General features: G+C 61.4%; 13 protein-coding genes and 1 pseudogene. 3 read left to right on the top strand and 11 right to left on the bottom strand.

The window, feature by feature from the left end; all coding sequences use genetic code 11:
* Positions 1-261: 261 nt before the first annotated feature.
* Positions 262-432, bottom strand: a complete 171-nt coding sequence (locus HF916_RS31500; RefSeq protein ID WP_006047743.1) for a rubredoxin — start codon at positions 430-432, stop codon at positions 262-264.
* Positions 433-722: 290 nt separating this feature from the next.
* On the opposite strand from HF916_RS31500, the gene HF916_RS31495 reads away from it, so the two are divergent.
* Positions 723-1,583: a hydroxymethylpyrimidine/phosphomethylpyrimidine kinase gene (locus tag HF916_RS31495; protein WP_168792782.1), complete on the top strand. Its 861-nt coding sequence runs from the start codon at positions 723-725 to the stop codon at positions 1,581-1,583.
* A 180-nt stretch (positions 1,584-1,763) separates the two neighbouring features.
* On the opposite strand, the gene groL is transcribed toward HF916_RS31495, so the two are convergent.
* Positions 1,764-3,404: a chaperonin GroEL gene (gene groL, locus HF916_RS31490; protein ID WP_168792781.1), complete on the bottom strand. Its 1,641-nt coding sequence runs from the start codon at positions 3,402-3,404 to the stop codon at positions 1,764-1,766.
* A 53-nt stretch (positions 3,405-3,457) separates the two neighbouring features.
* Entirely contained in the window at positions 3,458-3,748 is a 291-nt protein-coding gene (gene groES / locus HF916_RS31485) for a co-chaperone GroES (protein ID WP_007178996.1), read from the bottom strand.
* A gap of 466 nt (positions 3,749-4,214) precedes the next feature.
* On the opposite strand from groES, the gene HF916_RS31480 reads away from it, so the two are divergent.
* Positions 4,215-5,165, top strand: a complete 951-nt coding sequence (locus tag HF916_RS31480) for a porin (RefSeq protein WP_240975770.1) — start codon at positions 4,215-4,217, stop codon at positions 5,163-5,165.
* 166 nt (positions 5,166-5,331) lie between these two features.
* Here the strand turns inward: HF916_RS31480 and HF916_RS31475 are convergent, their stop codons facing one another.
* The 8 genes from HF916_RS31475 to HF916_RS31440 all read right to left on the bottom strand — a co-directional run bounded on the left by HF916_RS31475 (position 5,332) and on the right by HF916_RS31440 (position 18,383).
* Entirely contained in the window at positions 5,332-7,119 is a 1,788-nt protein-coding gene (locus HF916_RS31475; protein ID WP_168792780.1) for an acyl-CoA dehydrogenase, read from the bottom strand.
* An 82-nt stretch (positions 7,120-7,201) separates the two neighbouring features.
* On the bottom strand, positions 7,202-7,984 hold the full coding sequence (locus HF916_RS31470) for an SDR family oxidoreductase (RefSeq protein ID WP_168792779.1): 783 nt from the start codon (positions 7,982-7,984) through the stop codon (positions 7,202-7,204).
* A 38-nt stretch (positions 7,985-8,022) separates the two neighbouring features.
* On the bottom strand, positions 8,023-9,882 hold the full coding sequence (locus tag HF916_RS31465) for an acyl-CoA dehydrogenase (protein WP_168792778.1): 1,860 nt from the start codon (positions 9,880-9,882) through the stop codon (positions 8,023-8,025).
* A gap of 13 nt (positions 9,883-9,895) precedes the next feature.
* Positions 9,896-11,074, bottom strand: a complete 1,179-nt coding sequence (locus tag HF916_RS31460; protein WP_168792777.1) for an acetyl-CoA C-acyltransferase — start codon at positions 11,072-11,074, stop codon at positions 9,896-9,898.
* 88 nt (positions 11,075-11,162) lie between these two features.
* A complete protein-coding gene (locus HF916_RS31455) occupies positions 11,163-13,244 on the bottom strand; it encodes a 3-hydroxyacyl-CoA dehydrogenase NAD-binding domain-containing protein (protein ID WP_168792776.1) in 2,082 nt (693 codons plus the stop codon).
* A gap of 95 nt (positions 13,245-13,339) precedes the next feature.
* Complete coding sequence (locus tag HF916_RS31450) at positions 13,340-15,034, bottom strand: electron transfer flavoprotein-ubiquinone oxidoreductase (RefSeq protein WP_206002021.1); 1,695 nt, start codon at positions 15,032-15,034, stop codon at positions 13,340-13,342.
* Positions 15,035-16,392: 1,358 nt separating this feature from the next.
* Complete coding sequence (locus HF916_RS31445; protein WP_240975769.1) at positions 16,393-17,772, bottom strand: DUF1214 domain-containing protein; 1,380 nt, start codon at positions 17,770-17,772, stop codon at positions 16,393-16,395.
* Between the two features lie 236 nt (positions 17,773-18,008).
* A complete protein-coding gene (locus HF916_RS31440; protein WP_168792773.1) occupies positions 18,009-18,383 on the bottom strand; it encodes a response regulator in 375 nt (124 codons plus the stop codon).
* 117 nt (positions 18,384-18,500) lie between these two features.
* On the opposite strand from HF916_RS31440, the pseudogene HF916_RS31435 reads away from it, so the two are divergent.
* Positions 18,501-19,274: pseudogene (locus tag HF916_RS31435) on the top strand (IS5 family transposase); the annotation flags it as partial.
* Between the last annotated feature and the right edge of the window lie 399 nt (positions 19,275-19,673).

Genomic DNA, 19,673 nt, shown 5'->3' with positions numbered 1-19,673 from the left:
GACACGAAGCTGACGGGCCGTCGCCTCGCACCGCACGCAGACTGATCGGCTAACGCGCGAACCGGCGACAGGACAATGACAGACTAACGTTGCGACACGGCGCGGCCGAGGACGCTCCGCATCGACGCGTTGGGGCAAACTTCAGAGCGCACCGGGTGCGTTCGATCCGGCGCGTCACGCCGGCTGCGAAACACCATGCCAACGCCGTGCCGGGGACATGCGGGACGGGCCCGCAGCCGGCATGCCGGCTACTCCCGGACTTCAGATCTGGACCATCTCGAAATCCTCCTTACGCGCGCCGCACTCCGGGCAGGTCCAGTTAATGGGGACGTCTTCCCAGCGGGTGCCCGGCGCAATGCCTTCGTCCGGCAAACCGGCTTCTTCGTCGTAAATCCAGCCGCAAATCAGGCACATCCAGCTTTGATATTCCATTCTTGTGTCGCGTCGTAGAGTCCGTGGAAACGGGAGCCATGATGGTACCGTGTTGCTGCCCCAATGCCTAGCAATCAGAAACGCGCAATCGTAGCGTGCGACGGCCTTTGGCTATGCCGTTTGTGTCGGCCGGCACGGTGGTTGCGGCGCCATGCCGCGCGCCGCCCACGGCTTGCTTGCTGCAATGCATCGCGAGATGCGAAAAAACGCCCTCGCGACGGTTTAGGCCGCATAATTGAGCCGATTGCGCACTCTCTGCGCCTAAATTTTGCTCCTTTCTGTCAATCTTCATGCCCAGCGACACGCCTCCGATCGTCCTCACCTTCGGCCTTTCCGATCCCACCGGCGGGTCCGGCCTGCAAGCCGACCTGATGACCCTTGCCAGCATGGGCTGTCATGGCGTCTCCGTGCTCACGGGCTACACCGTGCGCGACTCGGCGAGTTGCGACGAAGTCACCGGGCTCGACCCGGAAGTAGTCGCGACCCAGGCTCGGATGCTGCTCGAAGACATGCCGATCGCCGCGTTCAAGGTCGGCGCCTGCACCCGCGCGGAAGTGGTGAGTGCGATTGCGGAAGTCGTCGCCGATTACGACGACATTCCACTGATTCTCGCCCCCGATTTCACGCTCGACGACGAGCACGTGCTGTCCGCCGACGAACTGCGCGAAGCGATCGCCGACCTGCTCGCGCCGCAAACCACGTTGCTGGTCGCCGATTCGGCCACGCTGCTCGCGCTCGCCCAGCCGGACGGCGACGCCGAAGCACCGAGCCTCGACGCCGCCATTTCGCACCTGCTGTCGCAAGGCTGCGAATACATTCTGTCGACGGAAACCGGCACGCACCGGCACGTCAATACGCTCTTCAGCGAAGACGGCCAGTTGCGTCAGGACATGTGGGACCGCGGCAGCCATCGGATCATGGGCTTGACGGATACGCTGGGCGCGGCGATCGCCGCATTGCTGGCCAATGGGCAGGATCCCGCTGAAGCGGTGCGCGAGGCGCAAGAGTATTTGTATCAGGCGGTGCGCAATGCGTTCCGGCCGGGCATGGGGGCATATTTGCCGGACCGGTTTTTCTGGGCGCGCAGTAGCGACGACGAAACGCCGCCGGCAGCCGGCAAGGATGCGGCGCCGGGCGAAGCGCGGCACTGATACTTGGCGCGAGGTGCCGGCGGCCCAATGACCCCGGCGCTTTTGCCTTAGCCCGCCGCGAGACGGGCGTCCATAAAAAAACCCGCATTTCTGCGGGTTTTTTCTTTTGGGAAGCACGCCTCGCGGCGCACTTCCCCATGTGCCTCCAACTGAGCCTCTAGACGAGAGGCCCAACCGAAATTACATGTCCATGCCCATGCCGCCCATGCCGCCGGGCATACCGCCACCCATCGGAGCATCGTCCTTCGGCAGTTCGCAAACAGCTGCGTCGGTCGTCAGCAGGAGACCCGCCACCGAAGCTGCGTTTTGCAGCGCCGTGCGCGTCACCTTCGTCGGGTCGACAACACCAGCGTCGACCAGGTCGACGTACTCGCCGGTTGCTGCGTTGTAGCCGTAGTTGCCCGTACCGGCTGCAACGGCCGCCACCACGACGCTGGCTTCTTCGCCACCGTTCGCAACGATTTGACGCAGCGGCTCTTCCATCGCGCGCAGCACGATCTTGATACCTGCGTCCTGATCGGCGTTAGCGCCCTTCAGGCCAGCGATTGCCGTACGTGCACGGATCAGCGCGACGCCGCCGCCAGCCACGATGCCTTCTTCCACAGCTGCGCGCGTTGCGTGCAGTGCGTCTTCGACACGTGCCTTCTTTTCCTTCATTTCGACTTCGGTCGCAGCGCCAACCTTGATCACTGCAACACCGCCTGCCAGCTTGGCAACGCGCTCTTGCAGCTTTTCACGGTCGTAGTCCGACGTTGCTTCTTCGATTTGCGTGCGAACTTGCTTCACACGTGCTTCGATGGTGGCGCCTTCGCCAGCGCCGTCGATTATCGTCGTGTTTTCCTTGCCCACTTCGATGCGCTTTGCTTGACCCAGTTCAGCCAGCGTTGCCTTTTCGAGCGTCAGGCCGGTTTCTTCAGCGATAACTTGACCGCCGGTCAGGATCGCGATGTCTTCCAGCATGGCCTTACGACGATCGCCGAAGCCCGGAGCCTTGACAGCAACCGTCTTCAGGATGCCGCGGATGTTGTTCACCACCAGCGTAGCCAGCGCTTCGCCTTCGACGTCTTCTGCGATGATCAGCAGCGGACGGCCAGCCTTGGCGACTTGCTCCAGTACCGGCAGCAGATCACGGATGTTCGACACCTTCTTGTCGTGCAGCAGCACGAACGGGTTTTCGAGCACAGCAACTTGCTTGTCCGGGTTGTTGATGAAGTACGGCGACAGATAGCCGCGGTCGAATTGCATACCTTCGACCACGTCCAGCTCGTCTTGCAGCGACTTGCCGTCTTCAACCGTGATGACGCCTTCCTTGCCAACCTTGTCCATCGCTTCAGCGATACGGTCGCCGATCGACGAATCGCTGTTCGCCGAAATCGCGCCGACTTGTGCGATTTCCTTGTTGGTCGTGCACGGCTTGCTGATCTTGCGCAGTTCTTCGATTGCGGCCGTCACAGCCTTGTCGATACCGCGCTTCAGGTCCATCGGGTTCATGCCCGATGCGACGTACTTCATGCCTTCGCGGACGATCGACTGAGCCAGGACCGTTGCGGTCGTGGTGCCGTCACCTGCGTTGTCGCTGGTCTTGGAAGCAACTTCCTTGACCATTTGCGCGCCCATGTTCTGGAGCTTGTCTTTCAGTTCGATCTCTTTCGCGACCGACACACCGTCCTTCGTGACCGTCGGGCCGCCGAAGCTGCGTTCCAGGACGACGTTGCGACCCTTCGGGCCCAGCGTGACCTTCACAGCGTTCGCGAGGATGTTCACGCCTTCAACCATCTTGGCACGGGCGGAATCACCGAATACGACGTCTTTAGCTGCCATCTTCTAACTCCTTGAATTCTTTAAGATATGACCGGGAAAGTAGCGACCAGCGCTTACTTTTGCACCACGGCCATGATGTCTTCTTCGCGCATCACGAGCAGTTCGTTGCCGTCGACCTTAACGGTCTGGCCTGCGTACTTGCCGAACAGGACGCGGTCACCCACCTTCACGTCGAGCGCGATTTGAGCGCCCTTGTCGTCACGCTTGCCCGGGCCGACTGCCAGAATTTCGCCTTGATCCGGCTTTTCTGCTGCGGCTTCGGGGATCACGATGCCCGACGCGGTCTTGGTTTCTTGATCCAGACGTTTGACGATCACGCGATCATGCAAAGGACGAAGGTTCATACATACTCCTCTCTTGATTGAGACTGAAGAACGCTGAGAAAACCCGGCTGGCTAAGCCAACCGGCGATGTTGTTAGCACTCTCGTGCAGCGAGTGCTAATTATATGGACGGGTGGTGACAAATTCAAGAAGGGATGGTGCTGTCGAGATGTCGAGATTGACTTAACTTTGAACTTTGTTCGCTTAAGTCTGAAATCTTGAGCGGCGCCCGGCTGCCATCACGACATTAAAAATTCTTATTAAACAACAACTTAGAGAGTTTTCCAGATGTTCAACAGTGTCACGAACGCAGTGCAACTGCGCTGCCCTTTCCGACGACATTTGTTCGCAAGTCCTAGCGACTCACGCGAAATCCAAGGGAAAACCCCACCCCGATCGCGATCGTCAGTCACGTTCGGGCAGATCAAAAACATAACAACGGCGGAGCGAGCTCGTTTTCCCAGCGAAGCGGCGGCTCGACAGGTTCGATGTTCGGCCTCAGGGGTAAGGAGGATCTGGGCAGCGGACTGAATGCCGTGTTCGACCTGGAAAGCGGTTTCAACATCAACAACGGTGGCTCATTCGCCGATACGACCGCCCTCTTCTATCGCCAGGCGTGGGTAGGGTTAGAGCAGAACACGTACGGCACGCTCACCTTCGGTCGTCAATATCAGCCGAGTTTCTGGGCCGTTTATCCGACCGATCCGTTCCGTGGCAACGAACTGCTCTCGCCGCTCTCGGCGGTCGATCTCGCCGCGGCCTCCGACCGTCATACACTCGCGGTCCAGTATGCGCCAGGACGGGTCAGCAACACGATTTTCTATCAGTCACCGAACGTAGCAGGTGCGAAGCTCTATGCGATGTATGGTTTCGCGGCGACAGCCACGCAGCCAATCCCGTCCACGTCGGGAAACATGATCGATGTCGCGCTGACCTGGCAAGGCGCCGGACTTTACGCAGCCGTGGCCTACCTGAACCAGCATTCCGGCGTGGAGACCATCGCGGGTCTGCCGCTTTCGCTTAACCTGCTTGGGACTGAGCATTTCACCGGCGCACTCGCGTATCAGATCGGCATCGTGAAACTCCAGTTTAACTACTCGTATGCGCGCCCCACGAATGCAGCGCCGGGGTCGATGGCGGCGCTCCTCGGCGCAGGACACGCTCTGAGCTACGGGGAGTTAGGTGCGACGATCCAGGCGACGAACGCCGACGAAGTCCAGCTCGCTGTTGTCGAGCGCGATGTGCGCGGCGTACATGACAACGCACTCGGCTTCCAGGTGGGCGTCGACCACAATGTGTCGAAGCGGACCAGCTTCTACGCGCGGGCTGGCTACATCAAAAACAACGGCAGTTCGATGATGAGCTGGCCGGGTATTTCAGTGACGGAGCCTGATGCGTCGCAAACGCTCGTTGCCATCGGCATGACCCACCGCTTCTGACACTCGCGCGGGTTTCCTCCGTGGCGGCCTGCCGATGGCCGGCCGCCATCGCGTGTCCAGTCTGGATCGGTCGTAAGCGCATAGACGAGGCAGAAAACGGAGGCTCGCGGAGCCGCCCCGCTCATGCCGATAACCTGCACGAACGGCGCGGACCCGAAAGACGCTTTCAGAACTGCTCTTCTGCCAGCGCCAGCATCCCTTCACTGCCGTTCGCGCTGACAATCGCCGCTTCGAGGGCCGTCGCCTGCGGCAGCACGTGTTCGGCGAAGAACTGCGCGGTCGCGATCTTCGCGCCGTAGAACGATGGATCGTCCGATTGCAGCCGTTGCGCGGCGAGCATCGCACGCGCCATCTGCCAGCCGCCGAGTACGATCCCGGCAAGTTTCAGATACGGCACGCTGCCCGCGAACACCGCATTCGGATCGCCCTTTGCGTTCGCAAGCACGTAATCGACCGCCGATGCCAGCGCCTGCTGCCCCCGCGCCAGATGCCTGCGCATCGAGTCAAACGCCGCGGGGTTGTGCGCGCCGAGCGCGTCGACGGTCTGTGCGATCTCCGCAAGCAGCGCCCTCACGAGCGCACCGCCATCACGCAACGTCTTGCGGCCAATCAGATCGTTTGCCTGAATCGCCGTCGTGCCTTCGTAGATCGCCAGGATGCGCGCATCGCGATAGAACTGCGCGGCACCGGTTTCCTCGATGAAGCCCATGCCGCCATGTACCTGCACGCCAGCGCTCGTCACGTCGATCGAAAGCTCCGTGCTCCAGCCCTTGACGATCGGTACCAGCCATTCGTAGCGCGCCTGATGCTGTGCGCGGGTCGCGGCGTCGGCGTGCTGGTGCGCGATATCGCGATGCGCGGCCGCAACGTACGCGAGTGCGCGCGACGCTTCGGTCAGCGCGCGCATCGTCATAAGCATCCGGCGCACGTCCGGATGATGGATGATACTGACCGCCTCTTTCGCCGAGCCATTCACAGGCCGGCCCTGCACCCGCTCCTTCGCGTAGGCGACAGCCTTCTGGTATGCCCGCTCGGAAATCGCAACGCCCTGCATGCCAACCGTAAAGCGCGCGGCGTTCATCATGATGAACATATATTCGAGGCCGCGATTTTCTTCACCGACCAGCTGGCCGATTGCACCACCGTGATCACCGAACTGCAACACTGCAGTCGGACTCGCCTTGATGCCGAGCTTGTGTTCGAGCGACACGCAATGCACGTCGTTGCGCGCGCCCAGCGAGCCGTCTTCGTTGACGAGGAACTTCGGCACGACGAATAGCGAAATGCCCTTCACCCCTTCGGGCGCATGAGGCGTGCGCGCGAGCGTCAGATGCACGATGTTCTCCGCCATGTCGTGCTCGCCCCACGTGATGAAGATCTTCGTGCCGAAAAGCCGGTACGTGCCGTCGCCCTGCGGCTCGGCGCGCGTGCGCAACAGCGCGAGATCGGAGCCCGCCTGCGGCTCGGTGAGATTCATCGTGCCGGTCCACTTGCCGGAAATCAGCCTGTGCAAATAACGCTGCTTCTGCGCGTCGCTCCCGGCGATGAGCAGCGCTTCGATCGCGCCGTCGGTCAACAGCGGACAGAGCGCGAGCGAAAGATTCGAAGCGCTCAACATTTCAGCGCAAGGCGTCGCGACGAGTTTCGGCAAGCCCTGACCGCCGTATTCCGGTGGATGCTGAATGCCCTGCCAGCCGCCTTCTGCGAACTGGCGGAAGGCATCCGCGAAGCCTGGCGACGCGGCGACTTCACCACTGGTCCAGCGCGGAGGTTGCCTGTCGCCTTCGGCGTTCAACGGCGCCCACACCTCGGCGCACAATCGGGCGGCCTCCTCCAGCACGGCCTGCGCGGTGTCGGGCTTCGCATCCTCGAAACCCGGCAGCAGCGCCACGTCGTCGTGCCCGGCAAGCTCGCGCATCACGAACATCATGTCCTTGAGCGGCGCGTTGTACATATCAAACCTCTTTCTGCTGTATTGGAAAAATCGGCGCGGGACCGCAGGCTGTCTTGCGGTCCCGCCGTTTCGTGTCTGGCGCTTATACGGCGCTCACCCCGCCGTCCACAGCAAGGATCTGCCCGGTGATGTGCTTGCCCGCATCGCTCGCGAACAGCACGGCCGCGCCCTTCAGGTCGTCGTCGCCACCGAGCCTGCACAGCGGGACGCCCGTGCGCATCTCCTCGACGCCCATGCGATCGAGCGATCCCTGCGTCATCTTCGACGGGAAAAACCCGGGCGCGAGCGCGTTCACGGTAATGCCATGCCGGCCCCACTCGCCAGCAAGCGTTCGCGTGAAATTGACGACCGCGCCCTTCGAGGTGTTATAGGCAATCGTCTCCATGGTGCCGGGGGCGTTGCCGGATAAGCCCGCGATCGATGCCACGTTGACGATGCGGCCATAGCGTCGCGGAATCATCGACTGTTTGCCGATGCGCTGCGTGAGCAGGAAGAGCCCACGCACGTTCAGGTTCATCACCTTGTCCCATGCTTCGAGCGGGTAGTCCTCGGCAGGCGCCCCCCACGTGGCGCCCGCGTTGTTCATCAGGATGTCGACATGCGTGAGCCTGGCGAGGGTCTGGTCAGCAAGTCGCCCGATGTCGTCCTCACGCGCGCCGTCGGCGGCGATCCAGTCCGCTTCGATGCCGCGAGCGTGCAGGTATGCTTGCGCGGCCTCCAACTCGTCAGCCTTGCGTGCGGACAACATCAACCGCGCGCCCTGTTCGCCGAGCGCCTCCGCGATCTGGAGGCCGAGGCCTCGGGAGCCTCCCGTAACGAGCGCCGTCTTGCCTTTGAGGTTAAAAAGTTGCTGGGTGGTTTGCATACGAGTTTCCGGTGATCAGTGACGTTCGGTGCGCGCTGTCAGAACCAGGCGCCCTGCATGTCGAGCGTGGTCCGGTCCAGCGACGCGAGCAGATCGAATTGCGCCCAGACGCGCGGCAATTCCCACCGGAAGAAATACCCGGCGGCGGCCCGCTTGCCGTGATAGAAGACATCGTCACGACGGCCATTGGCCTCTTGAGCGACCTGCGCGGCAAGCACCTGTTCCAGCCAGATCCACGCCAGCACCACGTGGCCGAACGCCTCCAGATAAACGGACGCGTTGGCGAGCGTCACACTTTGGTCGCCAGCGGACCAAAGCTCGCCCGTCACTTGCGTGAGCCGCGAGAGCGCGATAGCCAGCGCATCGGCATACTCGGTGATCGACGTGTCGGCCACGCCGCGCGCACGCGCGATGGTTTCCTGCATCGTGTCGCGCAGGATGGCGAGCGCCGCACCGTCCTTCATCACGACCTTGCGCCCGAGCAGATCAAGCCCCTGGATGCCGTGCGTGCCCTCGTGAATCGGATTGAGACGGTTATCGCGGTAGAGTTGCTCAACGTTGTAGTCACGCGTATAGCCGTAGCCGCCGTGCACCTGAATCGCGAGGCTGTTGGCTTCCAGGCACCATTGCGACGGCCAGCTCTTGGCGATCGGCGTCAGGATGTCGAGCAGGAGCGTAAGCCGCTCGAGCGAGAGAGAATCGTCGTTCGCGTGGGCCGCACGCTCCTGATCGACCAGCTTCGCGCAATACAGATTGAGCGCGAGCGCGCCCTCCGCGTAGCTCTTCTGAGCCAGCAGCATGCGTCGGATGTCGGCGTGCTCCACCAGCTTCACCTGCGGGCTGGCGGCCTCCTTGCAGCTGCGGCCCGCGATGCGGCCTTGCGGGCGATTGCGCGCATAGTCGAGCGCATGCAGATAGCCTGTATAGCCGAGCGCGGCGGCGCCGAGGCCGACGCCGATACGCGCCTCGTTCATCATGTGGAACATGCAGCTCAGGCCTTGCCCCGGCTCGCCCACCAGATAGCCGATCGCACCCGCCGCGCCGCGCGGCTGGTACTTCGTCCCTTCGCCGAAGTTCAGCAGACAATTCGTCGTGCCGCGATAGCCCATCTTGTGATTGAGCCCCGCCAGCACCACGTCGTTGTGCTCGCCAAGCGAACCGTCCTCATGAACGAGGTACTTCGGCACGATGAACAGGGAAATGCCCTTGACGCCCGGCGTCAGCTTGCCATCCGGCCCCGGAATCTTCGCGAGCACCAGATGCACGATGTTCTCCGACAGATCGTGCTCGCCGCCCGAAATCCACATCTTGTTGCCGCGCAGCCGGTACTGTGCGCCGAGCGGCGATTCGCCCTGATATTCCGCGCGCGTGGTGATGTCCGATAGCGACGACCCTGCCTGCGGCTCGGACAGGCACATCGTGCCGAAATACCGGCCTTCCATCTCTGGCCTGACGAACGCCTCGATCTGCCGCGGCGAACCATGGGCGAGCAGCAGATTGGCATTACCGATGGTCAGGAACGGATAGCCGCAGGTGGCGATATTCGCGGCCATGAAATACGCAAAGCCGGCTTTCTCGACGACGAGCGGCAATTGCATGCCGCCCAGCTCATAATCCTGACCCGCCGCCATCAGGCCAGCGGCGCAAAACGCGTCGAGCGCCACCTTGACCTCGGGAATGATGTGGACCGTCTCACCGTCGAACTGCGGCTCCTGCTGGTCGCTCTTCTTGTTGTGTGGCGCGAACAGATTGGTCGCGATCTGTTCGCACGTATCGAGCGCGGCATCGAAGGTTTCGCGCGAGTGATCGGCATACCGTGGAATGCCGGTCAACGCTTCGACATTGAGCCATTCATAAAGGAGAAAGTTCAGGTCGCGCCGGGAAAGGATCAATGACATGCAAACGCTCCGCCTAAAGCACTTCGAACAAACCCGCCGCGCCTTGGCCGCCGCCGATGCACATGGTCACCACCACGTACTTCACGCCTCGGCGCTTGCCCTCGATCAGAGCGTGGCCGGCGAGGCGTGCACCCGAGACGCCGAACGGATGCCCCACTGCAATCGCGCCGCCATTGACGTTCAGCCGCTCCATCGGAATACCGATCGTGTCCGCGCAATAGAGCACCTGCACGGCGAAGGCTTCGTTCAGCTCCCACAATCCGATGTCGTCGACGTTCAGCCCCGCCTTCTTCAGCAATTTCGGAATGGCGAACACCGGGCCAATGCCCATTTCGTCCGGCTCGCAGCCGGCCACGGCGAAGCCGCGAAACACGCCAAGCGGCTGCAGGCCCCGGGCTTCAGCGACCCGTGCGTTCATGACCACGGTGGCCGATGCCCCATCGGAGAACTGCGACGCGTTGCCCGCGGAGATCACCCCGCCTGGAAATGCCGTGCGGATCTTCGCTACGCCTTCGAGCGTCGTGTCGGCGCGAATGCCTTCGTCGGCGGCGATCGTGACGGACTTCGTCACGATCTGACCGGTGAGCTTGTCGGTCACGCCCGCGAGGACCGTCATCGGCACGATCTCGTCGGTGAAACGGCCTGTTTCCTGCGCGGCAGCGGCGCGCTGCTGGCTGCGTACGCCGTACTCGTCCTGTCGCTCGCGCGAGATGCCATAGCGCCTCGCCACCTGCTCGGCGGTCTGTAGCATGCTCCAGTAGATCTCCGGCTTGTTCTGCTCGAGCCAGGAATCGGTGGCCATATGCATGTTCATCTGCTGCTGCGTCGCTGAAATGCTCTCGACGCCGCCCGCCACGAAGATGTCACCCTCGTCGGCGATCACGCGTTGCGCCGCCATTGCGATGGCCTGGAGACCCGACGAGCAGAAGCGGTTCACGGTTGCGCCGGGTACGGTCACCGGACAGCCTGCGCGCAACGCGATCTGGCGTGCGATATTGCCGCCGGTCGCGCCTTCGGGGTTGGCACAGCCCATCAGCACGTCCTCCACTTCACCGGCCTCGATGCCCGCGCGCGCGATGGCGTGCTGCACGGCGTGGCCGCCGAGCGTGGCGCCGTGGGTCATGTTGAAGGCGCCCTTCCAGCTTTTGGCGAGCCCGGTGCGCGCCGTCGATACGATAACTGCTTCATTCATGTCTGTTCCCGATTGTGTGTTCGTCCTCTGCCTGCGCCCCGGCGCCGACGCATGACGCGGCGCCGCGCACTGTCGCACGAGAGCATGTTCAGTCGTTAAAGCCCTTGCCTGTGTCGGCCAGTTGCTCCAGAAGCGGTGCGACCTGCCACGCTTCGCCGTGGTAGCCGCCCGCATAGCGCCGGATCGCGTGAGCGACGTTGTACAGGCCGACCTGATCCGCGTAGAGCATCGGGCCGCCGTGAAACGCCGGAAAGCCATAGCCGCTCAGATAGACCATGTCGATGTCCGATGCTTTCGAGGCGATCCCTTCTTCCAAGATTCGAGCGCCTTCGTTGACGAGCGCAAAGATCAGCCGCTCGACGATCTCCTCATCGGAAATAGTGCGGCGCGTAATGCCAAGATCTTTCGAATGCTGGACGATCATGTCGTTGACCTGCTGACTCGGATATGCCTTGCGGTCCCCCTCCTTGTAGTCGTACCAGCCCGCGCGGACCTTCTGCCCAAAGCGTGTGCGCTCGCACAGCAGATCGCCGGTCTTCGAGTAGGTGAAATCAGGCTGCTCGATGGCGCGGCGTTTGCGAATGGCCCAGCTGATGTCGTTGCCAGCCATATCGATCATGCGAAACGGCCCCATTGCGAAGCCGAAGTTCTCGATCGCCCTGTCCACCTGCGCGGGCAACGCACCCTCGTCGAGCAGGAAACCGGCTTGCCTGCTGTACTGCTCCACCATACGGTTACCGATGAAGCCGTCGCATACGCCCGAGACCACCGCCAGCTTGTGAATCTTTTTGGCGAGTTTCATTACGGTCGCGAGCACGTCTTTGGCCGTCTTCTCGCCGCGCACCACTTCCAGCAACCTCATGACGTTGGCCGGGCTGAAGAAGTGCATGCCGACCACATCCTGCGGACGCTTCGTGAATGCCGCGATCTGGTTGAGGTCGAGCGTCGAGGTATTGGATGCGAGGATGGCCCCCTTTTTCATCACTTCGTCCAGCGTCCGGAACACGGCTTCCTTGACGCCGATTTCTTCGAACACCGCTTCGATAACAAGATCGGCATCCTTGATATCGTTGTAGGACAGCGAGGTCGAGAGCAGCGCCATCCGTTGCTCGACGGCCTGCTGCGTGAGTTTGCCCTTCTTCGCGCTGTTCTCGTAGTTGAGACGGATCGTCGCCACGCCTCGTTCGAGTGCGTCGGCTTTCATCTCCAGCATGGTGACGGGTATGCCCGCGTTCAGAAAGTTCATGCTGATGCCGCCACCCATGGTGCCCGCACCGATCACAGCCACTTTCGCGATCCGGCGGGTCGGCGTATCGGCCGGCACGTCGGGAATCTTGCTCGCCGCGCGTTCGCCCAGAAAGGCGTGGCGCAGAGCACGTGATTCAGGTGTGCCCATCAAGTATTCGAAGCCGTCACGCTCGGTCCGCAGACCCTGCTCGAACGGTTTGATCGACGCGGCGACGGCGTCCACGCATTTAACGGGCGCCGGAAAGCGCGACGAAGCGGCTGCCACCGCGCTACGGGCAACGCTCAGATAGCCGTCCGCATTGTGATGGCGCACATCCAGATTGCGCACCAACGGATGCGGGCCCTTGCCCGCCGCCACGTTATGCGCAAACTTCCTGGCCGCTGCCAGCACGTCATCCCGTGTGACATGGTCGAACAGTTTCGAATCGATCAGGCTTTCGGACGCAATCGCCTTGCCGGACACGATCATGTTGAGTGCCGCTTCGAGCCCGATCAGGCGCGGCAGGCGCTGCGTGCCGCCTGCGCCGGGCAGCAAGCCGAGATTCACTTCCGGCAGGGCAATCTGCGCGCCCTGCTGGACCACGCGGTAGTGGCACGCGAGCGCGAGTTCGAGGCCACCGCCCATGGCAACCGAATGAATCGCCGCGACGACGGGCTTGGGCGACGCTTCAATCGCCTCGATCACGGTATGCAGGCTCGGCTCCTGCATCGCCTTGGGCGTGCCGAACTCGCGAATGTCGGCGCCACCCGAGAACGCGTTGCTCGCACCTGTGATGACGATGGCAGCCACATCGGCGTCGCTTCGCGCGCGAGCGATGCCTTCGAAGATGCCCACCCGCGTGCTATGGCCGAGACCGTTGACTGGCGGATTGTCGAGTGTAATGACGGCAACGCCGTCACAGACGTGATATTGCGCGGACATGATGGTTCCTTTTAATTCCGGACGTCGTTTCAGAATTCGTCCAATGGCTGTTGCTGGCGACCCGGGCGCCGTAACGATGTGGGAATTCGGCGTACTCACATATTCGAATAGTTCGGGCCGCCGCCACCTTCAGGCGTCACCCAGACGATGTTCTGCGTTGGATCCTTGATGTCGCAGGTCTTGCAGTGCACGCAGTTCTGCGCGTTGATTTGCAGACGATCCTCGTCCTGTTCGTCCTTCACGAATTCATACACGCCCGCCGGGCAAAAGCGTGCTTCGGGCCCCGCGTACGTCTTCAGATTGATGCCGACCGGGACGCTCGCGTCCTTCAACGTCAGATGCGCGGGCTGATTTTCCTCGTGGTTCGTATTGGAGATGAACACCGACGACAACCGGTCAAACGTCAGCTTCCCATCCGGCTTCGGATAGACAATCGGCTTGCACTGCGACGCGGGCTTCAGCATCTCGTGATCGGAATGCTGGTGATGCAGCGTCCATGGCACATTGCCGCCCAGCAGCTTCTGCTCGATGCCGACCATCAGGGTGCCGAGGTACAGGCCCTTGCTCATCCACTGCTTGAAGTTGCGCGCACGGTGCAGTTCCGTGTGCAGCCACGAAGTCTTGAAGCTCTCCGGATACGCCGTGAGTTCATCGCTGGTGCGTCCTGCCTGGACGGCTTCAAAAGCAGCGTCGGCAGCCAGCATGCCGGTCTTGATCGCCGCGTGCGAACCCTTGATCCGCGAGGCGTTCAGGAAGCCCGCATCGTCACCGACCAGCGCGCCACCCGGGAACACCAGTTTCGGCAACGACATCAGCCCGCCCGCCGTAATGGCACGCGCGCCGTACGACACCCGCTTGCCGCCTTCGAGCACCGTACGGATTGCCGGATGCGTCTTGTAACGCTGGAATTCCTCGAACGGTGACAGATACGGATTCGTGTAGCCGAGACCGACCACGAAGCCCACCACCACCTGGTTGTTATCCATGTGATACAGGAACGAGCCGCCGTACGTGTCGCTCTGTAAAGGCCAGCCGGCGGTGTGCATCACCAGACCCGGCTTGTGCCTTGACGGATCGATTTCCCACAGTTCCTTGATGCCGATACCGTGGACCTGCGGATCGACGCCTTCGCGCAGCTTGAACCTGTCGTTCAGCTGGCGGCCGAGGTGACCACGCGCGCCCTCGCAGAAGAGCGTGTATTTCGCGTGCAGCTCCATGCCGAGCTGGAAATTCTCGGTCGGCTCGCCATCCTTGCCGATGCCCAGGTTGCCGGTCGCGACGCCTTTGACCGAGCCATCGTCGTTGTACAGCACCTCAGCCGCCGAAAAGCCCGGAAAAATCTCGACGCCCAGCGCCTCGGCTTGCTGACCCAGCCAGCGCGTGACATTCGCGAGGCTGATCACATAGTTGCCGTGATTCTTGAAATTGTCCGGTAACGCCCAGGTCGGCACGCTCTTCGAACCGGCTTCGGTCAGGAACAGGAATTTGTCTTCGGTCACGTCCACCGTCAGCGGCGCGCCTTTTTCCTTCCAGTCCGGAATCAGTTCGTTGATCGCGCGCGGATCCATCACCGCGCCCGACAGGATATGCGCCCCGATCTCCGAGCCTTTTTCGAGTACGCACACGCCAAGCTCGACGCCTTGTTCAGCCGCCAGCTGCTTCAGGCGGATCGCGGCCGACAGGCCAGCCGGGCCGCCGCCGACGATCACGATGTCATATTCCATCGACTCGCGTGTCGGAACGAAATCATCCTCGGTAACAGTCGAGATACACACCTGACAGGTCTCCATAGTTGTTTTTAAATGCTCAGTGCCGGGCGCTCAATGCGAGGCGGAAACACACACCAGCAACCATCGTCGTGGCGAAAGAACACAATTGAAAACGCGCCGGACGCGCGAACACTCTCGACGCAGACATAGCGCCACGGCTTGCGCGGGGAATGACTGAACCGCGTCACGCGGACGCGCGTCGCCGGATTGGCCCCGAGCCATTTCTCCACCAGCGCGCGTAACGACCTTTCCCGGGCATTCATCTACGTATCCGACCGATTGAAGTTGCAAAATTGCGTACGTACTGGAAAGCTGAAGTCGAATCGACCGGAACGAGGCGCGACAACATACCGCTCTATGCCCGCAGCCGCCTGGCGACAAGATTGGGACAACATGCCGCTGTACGTTTGAAGGGGCAACTCCCGTTCATGTTGAGCAGCAGTGGGGTCCGCACCCGCCACCCGCACCACTCGTCATGTGCTGCAAATGTTAGAAGCCTTCCCTGAGGACATCGATTGCGAATTCCACCGATTACATTGCAAAACGCCTCAATCAGCGGCGGACGCGCCAAGTCACGGGCTATCGACATTCCGGTGAAAGCCGATTCGCTGCGCCCGTCCCAATGCTCGCCACAGCGGTGCGATCCCCCGGCTGGTTGGCATTCCGTTCAGGTCCAGTCTGCGTGCCGCTGCTGCAATGCACGAGAGTCAATCGGGGGAACCGGGCATGCGCGGCTTGCTCGCTGCGCAACGGGAATGAAAAGCGGGTTCGGCAAGGTGTGGTGAACGCGTGCCCCGTACTCAAGCTTGCGAGCACTTCTCAACGCTATAGCTACCGAAGACCAGTCCACAGAGAAGACCAAGCCGCGACATTGACGAGAAGGCGACGCTCAAGACAGAAGGGAGGAATTCGACAAGGTGGTCATATGTTGGAGTCTTTCTCAAAGGCACCCTCAGCCCCGAGGCGGTCTCCCGATGTCACTCCAAGCGGCCATTCGCATATGAGGGATGTAGGTTCTCGCCGCCGTCAAAGTGGACATCGATCACTCGCGAACAGGCTGATCGACGGTCGTATGACCGGTCGAAGAGACGATGGCGATATTGCTATGCTGGCTACGCGACGACGCGGGCAATTTTAGCCATAGGCCACGCCCAGAATACGCGTCACGCGCGACCATCCGGGCGTATGGCACTGTGATTGAAACGCGCGCATCAGTCCCGGGCGGCATCGCGTTGCCCCATCAGGGCGACGGCGACAGCGTTTCTGCACGGCCGTCGCCTGCGGCGGTCAGCATTGCGGCAATGGTGTCGAGAATCAATTTTTTGTGCACATTCACCTTAGCCTCCCACGAATGCTCGATAGCTCCGACGCGCTGCCCGTCACTGAACCCTTGTCATCGGAGGTGGGTAATAGGTGCCGTTAGCCACACCGTCCAGTGGACCGTAATACCGGAACGTCAGCCGGTAATTCGTGCCACGAGGTGTCAGCAGCCAGTTGCTCTCCGGTGCATCGGCTGGCTTCTCCGCCGCGAAGTAGAGGGTCAGCGAGCCATCCGCGCCGTACGTCAGACCCTCCGCATCGTTGAGCAGATATTTCTGTTGCGGGCTGTGCAACACGCGGAAGCGCTTGTCGTCGACCGCGATTACCGACCAGAAGTATTGGGCAAAGCGGGCCGGCAAGACACCCTTAGGGAAGGTCAATCTGTAGACGTGGTCGCCGCTCAGCGGTGCACCGGTCGCATCGCTCGCACAGCGGTAATAGAGCACTTCCGGCTTGATGTTCGCCCAGATGCCGCCATAGTTGACCAGCGTTCGGGCGAGATAGTCGAGTCCATACTCACCGACCACGTCCGGCCGCGTCCACCCGTCATGTATCGTGCCGTGCCCGATGATTGCGCCGGCCTTGCCGAACTCCTCCATGGCGCGCGTGCGCACCACGTGATCGATGCGCGCGCGCCCGGCGGGATTGGTTGCCGCTTCGGCGACGCGACGGGTCAGCACCTGCATGGACTGGAGGCCGGGATTCAGGTCAGGTTCGCTGTCGAGCGCGGTCGTCGCGGAATCGAAGGCCTCAACGCCGGGAAGCTTCTCCGGCTCGAACATCAAGGTTGCCGGAACTGCGGGAAGCTTTGGAGAAGCGGTCGGCGTCAGTCTGAATTCGTGCTGCAGCGCGACTGCCCCATCCCTGTCCTTGCCCAGCGCCACGCGCGCCAGCACTCGCGCGGATTTGACCGGCAGATCGATTCGGATGGCGCCTTCTGGAATCGCAACATTTGCTCCACGCAGGCACACCGCGAAGTCTCCATAGGGCCTTTGCGGAAACAGACGCTCATTAATGTTGGCCAGAGTCTCACCCCAGCCATTCAAAAACTGCACGGTGAAGTAGCGATCCTTGATCTGCGGCACGCTGACGATCGTACAGCTGTTCTCATCGACAGCCACCCAGGCTTCGGAATACGCGACATCAAGATTGGGATTGGGCCAGTCCACCGCACCGGGCTTGCGGTGGACGAGTTCATTCCATCGAAAACCTTCCTTGAAGTCGAGTTGCTCCTGGCGCGTCACCAGGAGCCGGCCGAGCAGATAGAGATAGGCCTGACTGATGTCCTCATCAGTGATCATGTTTGCATTGACCGATGAAGCTCCGGCAGATCGCGGCGCGTTGCCCGTCGTATCAGCTTGTTGGGCTGCAACCGTCGCCCCCCCGATACAGGCAGCGAGCGCCCCGATGGCAACGACCAGCGTGTAAAGTCGTTTCATGAACCGCATCTCCCTGGTAGCATGGACGCATCGCAAGTGGATCGGCCGGTCGTGTTTACCAACAGCGCTCTAAACACGCGTGCCGCCTTGAGAACATTGATAATGCAAGTGCGTGAATCCGACATTGAGTATTGCCTATCGATCTTGAACCGCTATAGTTTCGCAGGCGTTTGTCGATTGAGGCGGTTGCGCTCGAGGTCGAAACTGCCTGGCACATCTTCCGGTATAACGCCCCCCTAATGCTGCCGGTCGTTTATCGACGGTATGAGACGGCATATGACTTGCGCCAGCTCGTCAGCAACGAACTTCGCGACAAAGGCGTCGGCACCTGCCTTGCACGCGTGCTGTTCGTTCGCAACACCCGTCAGCGACGAATGGATCACGACGCGCACCGATGAAAGCGTTGAGTCTGACTTGATCTTGCGGGTCAAGGTGAAGCCGTCCATCTCAGGCATTTCCAGATCGGAAATCACAAGCGGCACAAGTTCGCTGCACTGTTTGCCCATGGCTCCGGCACGCTGCGCAAACACCATTGACACGTCCCAAGCCTCGCGTCCACTTTTCGCAATCTCGAATCGCACTTCGAGTGCTTCGAAAATCTGGGCACGCAAATCTCTGGCAAACGCCGAGTCGTCAGTCGCGAGAATTTTTGCGCCCGGCGGCAATCGAAGCTTTAGGGCTACGCTGAAAAAGGTCAACGCGGTTGCGCGGTGAATCGTTAAATACGGATGAAACAACAGACCCTTGCGATGGCAGCCGATCAAGGTGCCGGATTTGAAAAGTACCGTCGGCCAACCAAACGCGATGTGTTCCTTGAGACGATGGAGCAGATCGTGCCGTGAACGCAGTTGTGCGAGGTTGTCGAGCCCTACTATCCGAAGGGTCAAGGTGGACGCCCGCGAGTTGGTCTGGAGCGCATGCTGCGCGTGCACTTTGTGCAGCACTGGTTCAACCTGGCCGATGAAGCCTGCGAGGAAGCGCTGCTGGACAGCACTGCATTGCGGCGATTCGTTGGGAGCGATCTAGGTCGCGAGCGGGTGCCTGATGGCACGACGCTGTTGAAATTCCGCCGGCTGCTGGAGCGCAACAAGGTCGGCGAGGTGCTGCAAGGGCGTGGACTGAAGGTAGGTACCGGCACGATCATGGATGCCACCATCCTCGGTGCGCCCAGTTCCACGAAGAACGCAGACAAGGCGCGAGACCCCGAAATGCATCAGACGAGGAAGGGCCAGCAGTGGCACTTTGGCATGAAGCTGCACATCGGTGTGGATAGCCAGACGGGACTGTCACATAGCGCGGTAGTGACGGCTGCGAACGTGCATGACAAGCATCCGCTGCCGGCTCTGTTGCACGGTGCTGCGCGGCGTGTGTACGGTGACAGCGCCTATGCGAGCCAGAAGGAACTCATCGCGGGCAAGGCCCCGCACGCGAAGGACTTTACCAACCAGCGTGTGCGCGGGCGCAGTGGTGAAGTCGATGAGGCCTGGCGCTCGAAGAACCGATTGCGCATCACCTTTGATCGCCATCTGCATTCTCTTTCCGCCGAGTCCGACATCCTGCGAATTGACTTGCATCCTGGTCAAATACTGTATAAATTTACAGTACTGTTTTTATATACAGGATCGGCCATGAACCAACTCATCCGCATCTTGAACGACGGTGACCGCGAAACGCTTGAGTGGTTGCGCAAGCATGTCGGAGACGTGCGCGTGACCGCTGCTGCGCGACATCTGGGAGGCAACGGCAAACCATACCTGTCTGCGGTGTGCCGCTATCTCGGCGTACGTCCGCCAACGCCTCATCAGCATAGCCGGCCTGTTGAAGACTGCACGGTCGGCGATAACTATCTTGCCCAGATCCGCCAGGTGCTGGCACAGCGAAACCAGGCGTTGTTGAAGCAT

This window comes from Paraburkholderia aromaticivorans (genome assembly GCF_012689525.1).
Lineage (GTDB): Bacteria > Pseudomonadota > Gammaproteobacteria > Burkholderiales > Burkholderiaceae > Paraburkholderia > Paraburkholderia aromaticivorans_A.
Note: the sequence above shows the minus strand (reverse complement) of the source record. Positions and strands in the feature narration are given on the sequence as shown.